Genomic DNA, 14,026 nt, shown 5'->3' with positions numbered 1-14,026 from the left:
TATAAACTTACTTTGATATTATAGCACCTTTATAAATTTTTGTCTTGGTACTTCAATTAAATTAAATACCTATGTCTAGGTATAATACAAATATTAGTCAGCTTAAATTTTCATTTTATAAATACATTTTTTTAAATATTAAACTTGTAACTACTTTTAATACTATAGAATACTATAAATAGATAAACAATTTTTAGGAGCTGTAAGTTTATTAATGGGTAACATAAATATGTATAGGCAGGCTAACCCATGTAAAGACGCCTACCTTAGTGAAGATTATATAAGTCTATTTGTTCAATATGATAGAGATCTTGTTAGTGAACTTAATGACATAGAATACGCCTGTGCTTTTAGAGTATCTGATATAGACTATATTGTGTCTGTAAGAACTATTAATTATGATGATTTTATCCGCAACTTTAAGGATAAATTCACCATAGATGTTAGTTTTCCTTATACTTTATCAGCTGTACAACCAATAGATGCTGCTAATATAACACAATTTCATGGAGAAACATTTTTAAATCTTACAGGAAAAGGTACAATAGCTACAATTATAGATACTGGAATAGATTATTTAAACCCTCAATTTCAATATCCTGATGGTACTACAAGAATTGTGGCAATATGGGATCAAACCATTGAAAGTAATGTAGCTAATAATGACCCTATAGCCTTTTTTGGCACTATTTATAGTCGTGAAGATATCAATAGAGCTATTCAGACATCTACTCAAGGTGGAAATCCATATGACATAGTTCCTTCAAGAGATGAGTTAGGTCATGGCACAAATATGGCTGGTTTAGTTGGGGCAAGAGGATTGAATGGCGTAATAGGTGGGGCTCCTGACTGTGAATTTCTAATTATAAAGCTTAAAGAAGCTAAAACTAGCAATCTTAAGTTGGTAGGAGTTAATAATAGAAGAAGTACTCCAATTTTTGAAGGTATCGATATTTATCTTGCCACAAGATTTACTATAAATTATAATGATGTAAACTTATTAAAACCTATGAGTATTTTATTATCTACTGGAACAAATTGGGGTGGTCATGAAGGTTTAACTTCCATAGAGCAGGACATCGATTTTTTTTCAACTAGAAAGGGTCTCGTGTTCGTAACTAATACTGGAAATCAAGGTGCTAGTTTAACTCACGTCTCTGGTAGGTTTTTAAAAAGCAACTCTCTAGAGATTATAGAGTTTATTGTAGGCTTAAATGAGGATAACTTAGTTCTTATGCTCTGGATTCAAAGGCCAGATAAAATATCTATAGCTATAATTTCTCCTAGTGGAGAAATCGCCGAACCAGTACAACCTGAACTAGTAGGTACAGAGTTTGAACAAGTTAACCTAATCCTTGAAAGCAGTGTAATTAATATAGCCTTTACAAGTGCTGAATTTGCTAGTGGAAATGAATCTGTATATATAACTATAACGAATCCTAAAGATGGACTTTGGCAACTACGGCTTAAGGGAGACTATATAGTTAATGGTGTCTACAATATGTGGCTACCTCAAAGACCTCTTATACAGTTAACTACCAGGGTAATTAATCCTAGCCCTTATACTACATTGCAAGCCCCAGCCAACGCAAGAAAATCTATAACAACATCCTTCTACGATCAAAATAATAACACCATAGCTGTAGAATCTGGTAGAGGATTTACTGCTGACAATAGAATTAAGCCTAATTTAACTACTGGTGGTGTTATGGCCTTAACCACTGGACTTAATAATGAAACCATTTTACTTACAGGAGGTTCAGTAGCTGGTGCAGTACTCTGTGGTGCTACTCTTCTTCTGCTAGAGTGGGGAATTGTCCTTGGAAATGACCCTAATATATATGGACCTACTGTTATTTCTTATTTCACCAGAGGTACTAGCAAAAGATCAGGTGATATATATCCTAATCCTCAATGGGGATATGGAATGTTAAATCTTCAGGGCTCCTTTGAAAATCTTAGATCATCTTCCCTGGTTAGAAATTCTAATAAATTCATTACCCCAGGAGAAAATCACCTTCCATTTAACTTTTCTATAAGAATTTCCAAACAATTATATAGAAAAATAGATGAGCTATATAAGGAGGATGTGTAATTTATGGATATTAAGAATTTAAGAGAAACAGCCCCACAAGTAGATATTCCATTACAATACAGTAGATTTACAGTTTACTATAGTGGAGATATAACTAGTGCTACTTCTTCCATTCCTCAAATCAACGTTGTAGTACTAACTCCATATATAGCAGCTATATTTGTAGAGCCTGGATATGAAAATTTACTTATAACTATACCTAATATTAATATAATTGAACCTTTCAATTACTATATACTTACACAACTATCACCCTTAGAAACTTCTAACATAATTCAATTCACCGAAGGCAACCCAATAGATTTAACTGGAACTGATGTAATTGTGGGTACCATAGATACGGGCATCGATTATTTAAATGTAGAATTTACTAGAGAAGACGGTACCTCTAGAATATTATCTATTTGGGATCAAACAGATAATACTGGAACGGCACCATCTGGAATTAATTATGGCAGTGTATATTCACAAGAACAGATAAATGCAGCTATTAAATTAAATATGGAGGGTGGTAATCCTTATTCCATAGTTCCAATGATAGACACTAATGGACATGGAACTCAATGTGCAGGTATAATTGGAGCTAGAGGTTATGGTGAAATTAAGGGCGCAGCACCTAATTGTGATTTTATAGTAGTTAAACTACTACCGACAAGAGAGTTAACAACTTCAATAGACCCGTCACTACCTACCATTCCAATTTATCGTAGTCCTGATATATCTACAGCTATGCTTTATCTCTTACAGCAACGTTATATATACCAAAAACCCATGGTAATATTTTTACCTATAAGTAGTAATCAAGGTGCTCACAATGGTACCAGTACTCTTGAAGAGCTCATTGACTACTACTCTTTTTCCTCTAATGTCTCCTTTGCCGTAGGCACTGGTAACCAGGGCAATTCAGAAACTCACGCCTCTGGTTACATTAATAACACTGGTGAAACTTCATCTGTTGAATTTTCTGTAGACCCAAATCAAAACGATTTAAATATATCTATATGGTGCACGTATCCAGATAAAATATCTTTGGGGCTAACATCTCCTAGTGGGCAAGTAATTTCTAGAGTTCCTGTAAAAATTGGTCTAACTACAACTCTTAATTTTTTATATGAAAATACCACTACTAGATTAATTTACTATTTCCCTGAAATTATATCTGGAAATCAGCTAATCTTCTTGTCATTTTCTAATATTGCCGCTGGTATATGGACTATAAATCTGTTCGGTGATTATATAGTAAATGGATCTTTTAACGTTTGGCTTGATCAAAGGCCTTTATCCAAGCCTGGTACAGCACTACTAAATCCTGATAATTTTACAACCCTTACCATACCTTCTACGAGTAATCTAGCTATTACTACTGCATTTTATAATCAAAATACCAATACTATAGGTTCAAATTCTGGAGTTGGATTCACCGCAAACAATAAAATAAAACCTGATTTAACCTGTGGTGGAATAAACGTATCAACTACAGGCTTAAACAATACTATCACAACTATTTCAGGTTCCAGTGCAGCCACAGCAGTATTAGCTGGTGCTATAACCCTATTTTACCAATGGGCTGTAACTGATGGAAATATTCCTATATTGTCTTCTGAAAGTATAAAAACTTTTTTAATTAGGGGAACTAGAAAAAGACCTAATGAAGCATATCCCAATGAATTTTGGGGTTATGGTATTCTCGATATGCGAGGAGTCTTTGATGCTATTAGGGGGATTTATGCTCAACAGGATCAACTTGCCCCCCCTATAGTTATAGAACCTAGGCCTGTTAGTCTTTCAAGATACTGTTATGATAATATAGAAACATATCTGCCTTATGATTTATTTAGAAGACTAAACTATACCAAGGAGTTTTTATTTTAATTGTAACTACTTTATATTGTTTAGATTAATATAGATAGATAAACATTTTTAGGAGATGTAATGTTATTTCTTATTAATTTCTCAATAATAGTTCCTAATCAATCATATAGAAGAATAGATGAGTTATATAAGGAGGATGTGTAATTTATGAATCTTAAGGATTTAAGGGAAACAACTCCACAAGTAGATATTCCATTACAATATAGCAGATATATAGTTTACTATAGTGGAGATATAATTAGTGCTACTGCTTCTATTCCTCAAATCAGCGTTGTAATACTAACTCCATATATGGCAGCTGTATTTATAGCTCCTGGATATGAAGATTTACTTATAACTATACCTACTATTAATATAATTGAACCTCCCAACGACTATATACTTACACAATTATCGCCTTTACAAACCTCTAATATAACCCAATTTACTGAAGGTAATCCTATAGATTTAACTGGCACTGGGGTAATTGTAGGTACCATAGATACAGGTATAGATTATTTAAATGTAGAGTTTACTAGAGAAGACGGTACCTCTAGAATATTATCCATTTGGGATCAAACTGACAATAATGGAACTGCCCCACCTGGAATTAATTATGGTAGCGTATATTCACAAGAACAAATAAATGCAGCTATTAACTTAAATAGGGAGGGTGGTGATCCCTATTCCATAGTTCCAAGGATAGACACTAATGGGCATGGAACTCAGTGTGCAGGTATAATTGGAGCTAGAGGTTACGGTGAAATTAAAGGTGCAGCACCTAACTGTGATTTTATAGTAGTTAAGCTAAGGTCTATAAGAGAGTTAACAGATATAACAGATCCGTCACTACCTGGCATTCCAATTTATCGTAATACTGATATGGCTACAGCTATGCTTTATCTCTTACAACAACGTTATATATACCAAAAACCCATGGTAATATTTTTACCACTTAGTAGTAATCTAGGAGCTCATGATGGCACTAGTGCTATTGAAGAACTCATTGACTACTACTCTTTTTCTTCTACCGTATCCTTTGCCGTAGGCACTGGTAACCAGGGCAACTCGGAAACTCACACCTCTGGTTACATTAATAATACTGGTGAAACTTCATCTGTTGAATTTTCTGTAGACCCAAATCAAAATGATTTAAATATAGCCCTATGGTGTTCCTATCCAGATAAAATATCTTTAGGGCTAACTTCTCCTAGTGGGCAAGTAATTTCTAGGGTTCCTGTTAAAATTGGTCTAACTACAACCCTTAATTTTTTATATGAAAATACCACTACTAGACTAGTTTACTATTTTCCTGAAATTATATCTGGCAATCAGCTAATCTTCTTGTCATTTTCTAATATTGCCGCTAGTATATGGACTATAAATTTGTTCGGTGATTATATAGTAAACGGTTATTATAACGTTTGGATTGATCAAAGGCCTTTATCTAAGCCTGGTACAGCACTACTAAATCCTAATAATTTTACAACTCTTACCATACCATCTACTAGTAATCTAGCTATTACTACTGCATTTTATAATCAAAATACCAATACTCTAGGCTCAAATTCTGGAGTTGGATTCACATCAAATAATAAAATCAAACCTGACTTAACTTGTGGTGGAATAAATGTGTTAACTACAGGATTAAACAATACCACCACAACCATCTCAGGTTCCAGTGCAGCCACAGCAGTATTAGCTGGTGCTATAACCCTATTTTATCAATGGGGTATAACCGATGGAAATATTCCTGTATTGTCTTCTGAAAGTATAAAAACCTTTTTAATTAGGGGAACACGAAAAAGGCCTAATGAGGCATATCCCAACGAATTTTGGGGCTATGGTATTCTTGATATGGTTGGAGTGTTTGATGCTATTAGGGGTATTTACGCTCAACAAGATCAAATGGCATCCCCTATAGTTATAGAACCTAGGCCTGTTAGTCCTTCAAGATACTTTGATGATAATGTAGAAACTTTTCTACCAGTAAGTCTATTGAGTAGATTAAAGTATAATGAGTAGGCTCAAATTAATAAAATAATTAGTGTCCATCACTTTTTATTTCCCAGTGAATAACAAAGGTTAGTATAGCTCTAAGTAATATTATTGCAGCTAATATGTACATCTCATCAAAATTTCTTACTATTACAGTTTTTAAAATCTCTGCAGCCAATTTAAACTCAAGTGCAAGTGCTAATGCTTGTGCAAAATCTACCTTTATAGAACAATTAATTGGTTTAAATAAGCTTAGAATATATCTATAAAATGCCTTCATTCCAGCTACTAGAATTACTGTAGTTCCCATTAATTCTAACAATGAAATAACTCTAGGTATTATTATGGCCGTAATAATATGTTCCAATGTTAAAAACCCCCTTATGAATTTACTATTACTTGTATATTATTATATTTATAGTGACTTGTCCATTTATTAATAACTAGTTATGTAACTGTTTGCTATTAACTTGAAAATTTTAGCCCTAGACTCATATAGATTTCTCTATATAGGTCTAGAGCTATTTTTATTTTAAAATATATGGCTTTTTATTAACTTCATATCACCTATTAAAACATATTCACCTAAATATGCTGGTATTAGAAAACTTTCCAAAATAGATATGTCAATAAATTTTCTAAGTCCTTCATCAACAAAGCTAATTTTACCTTTACCTTCTACACAGGTAAATACAAAAAACTTGTTTTTATCACTAGTTTCACTATAGCTTCCTTTTATATTGTATATATCTATATTAAATTTTTCTGAATTCATATGATTTTGTATTACTAAATCATTGTTTATACATAGGCTCTTAGGTGTACCACTAAAATTAACTACATCCAACGCTTTGTCAATATGAAGTTTTCTTCCTCGGTTATAATCATAAACTCTATAGGTAATATCACTATTTTGTTGTATTTCTGCTAGTAATATGCCTTTTCCTATGGAATGAAGTAATCCAGGTTCTATTATAAATAATTCTCCAGGCTTAACTGATATTTTATTCATGCAATCTTCCACAGTATCATTCTTACAACTTCTTTTGAATTCTTCCTTTGTACATCCTGTTGTACCAACAATTATTTCTGCGCCCTCTTCGCAATCTATAATATACCAAGCCTCAACCTTACCATTATCATTTTCTACTATATGAGCATACTCATCATTGGGATGTACCTGCACAGATAGATTCTCATTAGAATTTATAATCTTTATAAGTAGTGGAAAATCCCTATCTGTAAATTTATCTATATATATCTTATCTCCTAAAATTAAGTTTTTATATTCCTTAATTATCTCAATAAGTGCTTTTCCTTTATATTTTCCATTACTAATAATACTCATTCCATTTTTATGACAGGCAATTTCCCAGCTTTCTCCTATGTTTCCTTTAGGAAGATTTATTCTATAATCTTCTAGCTTTCTTCCTCCCCAAATTTTTTCATAATATAAATTTTCAAATTTAATAGGATACATATTGCCCTCTAATATAAATGTTTATATTTTAAGGTATGCTATGTATCCTAATAAGGTTAATTAAATATTTTTAATAATGAACTCTTATAAGCCAAAATTTAATATTTTTATCACTCCAACCCAAATCCCAAGGCACATCATTTCTATCAGTATTATGACAAGTAACTAAAGCATAACCTCTAGAATCTGCATTGGTTACAGTAGATATATGTTTAATATCACCTTTTTTCTCATAAGCAACAAAATCTCCTGGCATAAGTTGATAGGAAGCTTTATATACCTTATCATAGGTTCCATGAGCTATTACTGAAGCTCTTCCACTATATACCCAATAACTCTTAAATTTATCCGCATTTACCCAAGATGCTGTAGCTTCTCCTTTAGAATAATTCCATGATGAATTTTTCTTAAATTTACCACCCTCATGCAATATCTGTGAAGCAAAGTTAGCACAATCTCCACCTTCAGGATTAAAATTTCTATAATCTTTATTGTATTTATAACCAAATTCTTCTTCAGTAGCTGCTCCACAATATTTATTGGCATATTCTACAGATGCTTTCCTTCTTTCATCTAAATTTGAGAAATCTTTAGGTTCTTGAGCTAAAATAAATTCTTTTACATCATCTACTTTTATTTTTTCTAAATTTAAAGAATCTGCAAAGGGATCTGTATACCACTCCTTATTTATTAAGAAATTGTCCCCTTTATTTATTAAAGTAAGTACATGATAAGTCCCTATCCTAGCTGCATTAACCTCTTCTGGTCTATCTTCATAAACATACCTATATTCTGTAGAACATGTAAAGTTAACTTTGAATCCATTATCCTTTTCACTTATACGATTTACAACTACCTTAGGAAGTATTTCTGTAATTTTAACCCCTTGTTTCTGTTCCCAATTGTGAAGATAAATCATCTTTTTCTCTTCATTTTCATAGGCCCATGTACCATACTTAGTTCCCATATCATAAACGGACTTAATGCTTTCTTCTTCTCCAGTTACGATGGCTCTATTACGCTTTGCAATAGTTTCTTCAATGAAGTTCTTAATTTCTAGTTTTACTTCTTCATCTACATCTTCAGCATTAGCTCTAGAAAAAAAAATATTTGCAATAATAATAGCTAGTAATATTCCAAATATCAACTTCCATGTAAGTATCTTTTTTATGGATCTTATAATGTTCATAAAGGTCCTCCTCATTTTAGCTCTTTAGTTAATTATTAATTTAAAGTTCCTTCAATAATATTAATATAATTATCTATTTTTATATCTCTTGGTACTTCACCAAACCAATCCATATCTTCCTTAAAGGTTTCTCCAAAGTATTTTGCCTTTATTAACACCTCTGGTCTATATTCAAAATGAAGAATATCAAAATGACCCCATTTTCCACCCCATACAAAGTTATTTTTTTCAAAAGTATCTACTAATTCCTTAGGATAAGATAACATCCTCTTTTCTCCAGCATCTCTAGATGCCCACTTCCAATAGTCACTAGGATTACTATTGATATCAATAGCTATTCCATAGGCATGAGGACTCAGCTTTCCTGTACCTGATATAACTCTATAATTAAAAGTTCCATTAATAGGATTTAAAAGAGATGATACAGCTCCATTTCCTAATGATAATTGTTTTATCTCCTCCATAGCCTTCTTTAAACTTTCTGCAGCTCCATTATTTTTATTAAATTGATAGTTTTTATAAGGTGCAGGAACACTTATAAGGTTAGATGATACTTCTCTTTCACTACCTCCATAAACTTCATTTAAAAGATTATAATTTCTAAATCTACCTGGATCTCTATTTATATCTAAAAGCTTATCAGGCATAGTAAGAGGATAAATATCTTCTAGTATATCTTGAAGGTCTGCATTATCCATTTTTCCGTTAAAATCCTTAGATTGTTTATCATCATAGAGTATTTTCTTTCCTGAATCTGTTATTATAAATACCTTTCCTTCTTCACTTTTTTCAACTCCAGTTATGAACTCCGGATATGCCATCATTAAAGTTAGAATATCTTGTTTCATTGTAGTATTATAATTAATTTCATTATTCTCTTCTATATCATCTGCAAATACTTTCATATTATTAATGAAAGTAACTAATATAGTTAAAATTATAATTCCATATAAAAAAAACTTTTTCATATATATCCTCCTAGCAAAGAACCTAACACAAAAACGACTTACGGTCTTATTTAAAATAAAAAATAGGCTAAAAATATCCTTTAGCCTATTTTGTGTAAATATACAATTATTTATGACTGGTAAATTAATGAGTTTTTTTTAATAAATTATCCTTATTATTTTTTTCAAATTCTAAAAGCTTACTTTTTATATCCGTATGATTTCCTGCATATCCTACTAATTTTCCACTTTTTCCAATTACTCTGTGACATGGAATTATTATAGGAAATTCATTTGCTCTATTGGCCCCACCTATAGCTCTTACACCTTTAGGATTTCCAATTGCTATAGCAATATCACTGTAACTTCTAGTTTCTCCATAGGGTATATTTATAAGCTCCTGCCAAACTTTATTTCTAAATTCTGTAGTCCTTACTGACAATGGTAAGTTAAAATCTTCCCTTTCACCATTAAAATATTCCTTTAATTGAGTTATAGCCCTTAAGCACCTCTCTTTATTATGTTCTAAACTTCCCTTATTAAGGTTATGGTATTCTTCCCATCCATCTTGAAAAAGCTCTATCTTCACAACGCCCTTTTCATCCATAACCACATATATAGTTCCTATAATAGAGTCAAAGTAATCATACCACATAAAATTCCCTCACTTTCGTTATAAACAGAATTCCTAGCTTCTTTGAAGCTTTACTAACAGAATTCTTAGTGTCAGTATTTTTGATACTTAGAAATCATTGTCCTTTAGGTAAAATCGTTATCCAGGACTAGTCGTCATCGGATAAAATTAAAAGATGTTAATATATATATTAACATCTTTTCAATTACTTTATAACATGTTTTATATTATTATAGTCCTGATTGTAATCTGATTTCTTCTTCTACTTCGGTTTCTATGAGGCATAAATCTAATCTAGAGTTTATATACTCAGTTTTTAATTTCATATAGTTGCCCCAGGTACATATACTACAATCTAAAACATCTATAAGCTCATCTATTAAGCAACCAACTTCCTGTGCTCTTTTAAGGGCATCTTTAATATCCCTTTTGTTAGCAATGGTAATACAGTTCACGCTGCTTGCTGTATCAACTAAGATTTTATAGGAACCTATAAGTCTACATAATTGATCTATAGTAAAACCTAGATCTCTTCCATAACTTTCAATAATTCTTCTCTGTGCCATAAACTCCTACCTTAAAAATGCTTCATTGTAAATATATTATTCCAACCTATAAATTATTATTCTAAATCTCTATTATTTTTAAAATATATTTACTATCCTACTCTATATTCTTCTTTAAGTTTCTAGTAGCCACCACATCTACTCCAGTGCCTAGAATGTCCTTCACTATGATATCTCCCATAGAAATTGGAGCCTCTATTTCTATAGAATTTAATACTTCCATAGCTTTAAAATTTAACTCTTTAGGAATAGGTGTTTTTGTTTTTACTGGTATAACAGGGAGCTCACCATCTTTAACTTTTACTGTGGTAGTTATAACTCTTACAGGATTAGTTACTTCATTTATCCCGTAAATTTCACCTCTTTTGCAAGTGTTTCCTGTAACCTCTTTTGTTTCAGTATTTACCTTTAAATGACATCCCATAGGACAACTTATACAAATTAATTCTTTTATCATATTATTCACCATCCTCTAGAGAAATTGTTATATCTCCTGTAATCTTTTCTAATTGAGTTTTATTAAGTAAAATCTTTTCCATTTCCGATGGTGCTAAGTGATTTCTTTTAAAGCTAGCGATTATATCCTCACCACATCTAACCACAAGCCTCTTATTATGATATATATTATTCACCCTCATAAATATGGTTAATTTATCTTCTACAGCCTCTACATTTAATCTTTGGGGAACAGTATAATTAATTCTTTCACCATTTATTATATTTACATAATTCCCCTTGTCATCTTTACCTTTAATATATTTGGCAGCACAAAATCCAGCATGTTTAGATTCTGCACTAACAAAGTCTACTAAATCATGAACATGTACTACATTTCCACAGGCAAATATTCCTTCTACAGAAGTTTCCATGCTTTCATTCACTATAAGTCCATTTGTTCTTCTATCCTTATCAATACCAGCCTTAGAAGATAACTCATTTTCTGGTATTAGTCCTACAGATAATAATAAAGTATCGCAATGAAACTCAATTTCAGAACCTTTTATTGGCTTTTTGTTTTCATCTACTTTAGCAATTACCACCTTTTCTAATCTCTTTCTTCCTACAACTTTAGTTACAGTATGTGATAAATAAAGGGGAATATCATAATCATTTAGGCACTGAACAATATTTCTATTAAGTCCGTTAGAATAAGGCATAAGCTCTACTACAGCCTTAACCTTTGCACCTTCTAAAGTCATTCTTCTTGCCATAATAAGACCTATATCACCTGATCCTAAAATCACAACTTCCTTTCCTGGCATATATCCTTCCATATTGATATATCTTTGAGCAGCTCCTGCTGTAAACACTCCTGAAGGTCTATCCCCTGGCATATTTATAGCTCCTCTAGTTCTTTCTCTACATCCCATGGCAAGAATGATAGCTTTTCCCTTTAGTATTAAATATCCATCTTCCTCATTTATCATATGAATCTCTTTATTTTCTTTTATTTCTAATACCATGGTATTAAGTTTAACTTTAACCCTAGTATCACTTATCATATGGATAAATCTTTGAGCATACTCAGGCCCTGTAAGCTCTTCTTTGAAAGTATGAAGTCCAAAGCCATTATGAATACATTGATTTAGTATTCCTCCAAGCTCTCTATCTCTCTCTACTATTAGTATTTTTTCTACTCCATTATTATAAGCTTCATAAGCTGCTGCAAGTCCCGCTGGCCCTCCACCTATTACTATTAAATCATACATAAATGTTTCCTCCTACTTAGTTCTTCCAATTAAAATATATGAGCCATCGCTTTCTTGAATTATATCTTCCATTGGAACATTTAACTCTCTTGCAATTATTTCTTGAACTCTAGGACCACAGAAGCCACCTTGGCATCTTCCCATACCTGGTCTACACCTTCTCTTTACTCCATCTAGGGTTACTTTTCCAAAGGATCTCTTTATACTATCTATAATTTCACCTTCTGTTATACTTTCACATCTGCAGATTATCTTTCCGTATCTACTATCCTTTTTTATAAGTTCTGCCTTTTCTTCACCGGATAATTCCATAAAGTTAATTTGCTTTCTAGTATTTTTAAAGTTCTCTTTTAACTCAAACTTAAGTCCAGAACTTTTTAGAATTTCCACTACATCTAAAGCCACTGCTGGTGCTGAAGACAATCCTGGTGACTTCATTCCTGCTGCATCTATAAAGCCTTTTACGTCCTTAGCTTCTCCTACAATAAAATCTCCACAATCTGGATTTGCTCTAAGTCCTGCAAAATTTCTTATACTCTCTCTATAATTAATTTTATCTGTGGTTCTCACAGCAGTATTTTTAATAAACTCTAAGTTTTCAGCTGTAGTTGCAACATTATCTTTATCCTCTACACTTTCTGCATCTGGACCAACTAACAAATTTCCATGAACTGTAGGTGTCACTAATATACCCTTCCCAAGTTTAGAAGGACATTGAAATATGGTGTGACTAACTACATCACCTTGGCTCTTGTCCATAACAAAATATTCTCCCTTAATAGGATTTATCTTAAAGGCTTCTTTACAAACTAAATTGTGTATTTTATCAGCATAAACCCCTGCTGCATTAATAACATATTTGCTTTCTATAACTTCACCTTCAGCTGTATTTATAATAAAATGTTCTTTCTTTTCTATACCAATTACTTGTCTATTTAATTTAACCTCTCCACCATTTTCTACTCCATTTTCCACAAGGGCTATTGTGTATTCAAAAGGGCCAACAATTCCTCCTGTTGGTGCATATAATGCACCCATAACCTTATCACTTAAATTAACCTCTTTTTCCAGGACTTCATCTCTATTTAAAATTTGTAGTCCCTTAACACCAACTTTATTCCCATTGTCATATAATTCTTTTATAGTTTCCATATCTTCTTCATCAAATCCAATTACTAAAGAGCCATTTCTCTTAAAGGGTACTGATAACTCATTACAAATTTCTTCAAACATCTCATTACCCTTAAGGTTATACTTTGCCATTAAAGTTCCTACCTTAGGATCATAGCCTGCATGGACAATGGCTGAATTTGCCTTAGTTGTCCCCATGGAAACATCATTTTCCTTATCTATTATTGCTACCTTTAAATCATATTTCATAAGTTCTCTAAATATGGAAGCTCCAATTACTCCAGCACCTATTATAGCTATATCATACATTAAAATTTCCTCCTTTAATCGCAAAAAAGACAAGCTAAAATAAGGATATAACTCCTTATTTTGTGCTTGTCTCTAAATCTCTTATCAGCACTAATATTTCATTTATACTTATAGTAT

General features: G+C 32.0%; 12 protein-coding genes. 3 read left to right on the top strand and 9 right to left on the bottom strand.

Annotated features, from left to right (window positions below):
• The first annotated feature begins 214 nt into the window (after positions 1 to 214).
• The 3 genes from B3B03_RS01610 (at position 215) to B3B03_RS01600 (ending at position 5,971) form a co-directional block, all read left to right on the top strand.
• The gene (locus B3B03_RS01610; RefSeq protein ID WP_346876326.1) at positions 215 to 2,095 is read left to right on the top strand and encodes a S8 family peptidase; all 1,881 of its coding nucleotides are present in this window, start codon (positions 215 to 217) and stop codon (positions 2,093 to 2,095) included.
• Positions 2,096 to 2,098: 3 nt separating this feature from the next.
• Positions 2,099 to 3,967, top strand: coding sequence for a S8 family peptidase (locus tag B3B03_RS01605; protein WP_346876325.1), 1,869 nt, complete (start codon positions 2,099 to 2,101; stop codon positions 3,965 to 3,967).
• A 147-nt stretch (positions 3,968 to 4,114) separates the two neighbouring features.
• A complete protein-coding gene (locus B3B03_RS01600; RefSeq protein WP_346876324.1) occupies positions 4,115 to 5,971 on the top strand; it encodes a S8 family peptidase in 1,857 nt (618 codons plus the stop codon).
• 19 nt (positions 5,972 to 5,990) lie between these two features.
• Here the strand turns inward: B3B03_RS01600 and B3B03_RS01595 are convergent, their stop codons facing one another.
• The 9 genes from B3B03_RS01595 to B3B03_RS01555 all read right to left on the bottom strand — a co-directional run bounded on the left by B3B03_RS01595 (position 5,991) and on the right by B3B03_RS01555 (position 13,909).
• The gene (locus B3B03_RS01595) at positions 5,991 to 6,311 is read right to left on the bottom strand and encodes a DUF1622 domain-containing protein (RefSeq protein ID WP_346848769.1); all 321 of its coding nucleotides are present in this window, start codon (positions 6,309 to 6,311) and stop codon (positions 5,991 to 5,993) included.
• 165 nt (positions 6,312 to 6,476) lie between these two features.
• Positions 6,477 to 7,424 carry a mannose-6-phosphate isomerase, class I gene (gene manA / locus B3B03_RS01590; RefSeq protein ID WP_346848768.1) on the bottom strand — a complete coding sequence of 316 codons (948 nt, stop codon included), beginning with the start codon at positions 7,422 to 7,424 and terminating at the stop codon, positions 6,477 to 6,479.
• A 70-nt stretch (positions 7,425 to 7,494) separates the two neighbouring features.
• Positions 7,495 to 8,613, bottom strand: a complete 1,119-nt coding sequence (locus B3B03_RS01585; protein WP_346876323.1) for an amidase domain-containing protein — start codon at positions 8,611 to 8,613, stop codon at positions 7,495 to 7,497.
• A 35-nt stretch (positions 8,614 to 8,648) separates the two neighbouring features.
• Positions 8,649 to 9,581, bottom strand: a complete 933-nt coding sequence (locus B3B03_RS01580; RefSeq protein ID WP_346876322.1) for a M15 family metallopeptidase — start codon at positions 9,579 to 9,581, stop codon at positions 8,649 to 8,651.
• Between the two features lie 124 nt (positions 9,582 to 9,705).
• A complete protein-coding gene (locus tag B3B03_RS01575) occupies positions 9,706 to 10,215 on the bottom strand; it encodes a methylated-DNA--[protein]-cysteine S-methyltransferase (RefSeq protein WP_346876321.1) in 510 nt (169 codons plus the stop codon).
• Between the two features lie 209 nt (positions 10,216 to 10,424).
• Positions 10,425 to 10,760 carry a hypothetical protein gene (locus B3B03_RS01570; RefSeq protein WP_346848764.1) on the bottom strand — a complete coding sequence of 112 codons (336 nt, stop codon included), beginning with the start codon at positions 10,758 to 10,760 and terminating at the stop codon, positions 10,425 to 10,427.
• Positions 10,761 to 10,857: 97 nt separating this feature from the next.
• A complete protein-coding gene (locus B3B03_RS01565) occupies positions 10,858 to 11,217 on the bottom strand; it encodes a DUF1667 domain-containing protein (protein ID WP_035134767.1) in 360 nt (119 codons plus the stop codon).
• Position 11,218: 1 nt separating this feature from the next.
• Positions 11,219 to 12,469, bottom strand: coding sequence for an FAD/NAD(P)-binding oxidoreductase (locus B3B03_RS01560; RefSeq protein WP_346876320.1), 1,251 nt, complete (start codon positions 12,467 to 12,469; stop codon positions 11,219 to 11,221).
• Between the two features lie 12 nt (positions 12,470 to 12,481).
• The gene (locus tag B3B03_RS01555; protein WP_346876319.1) at positions 12,482 to 13,909 is read right to left on the bottom strand and encodes an NAD(P)/FAD-dependent oxidoreductase; all 1,428 of its coding nucleotides are present in this window, start codon (positions 13,907 to 13,909) and stop codon (positions 12,482 to 12,484) included.
• Positions 13,910 to 14,026: the final 117 nt, after the last annotated feature.

It is taken from the genome of Clostridium sp. UBA5712 (genome assembly GCF_002419845.1).
Taxonomy (GTDB): domain Bacteria; phylum Bacillota; class Clostridia; order Clostridiales; family Clostridiaceae; genus Clostridium_J; species Clostridium_J sulfidigenes.
The sequence above is the reverse complement of the archived record's forward strand: the minus strand, read 5'-3'. Positions and strand labels throughout refer to the sequence as shown.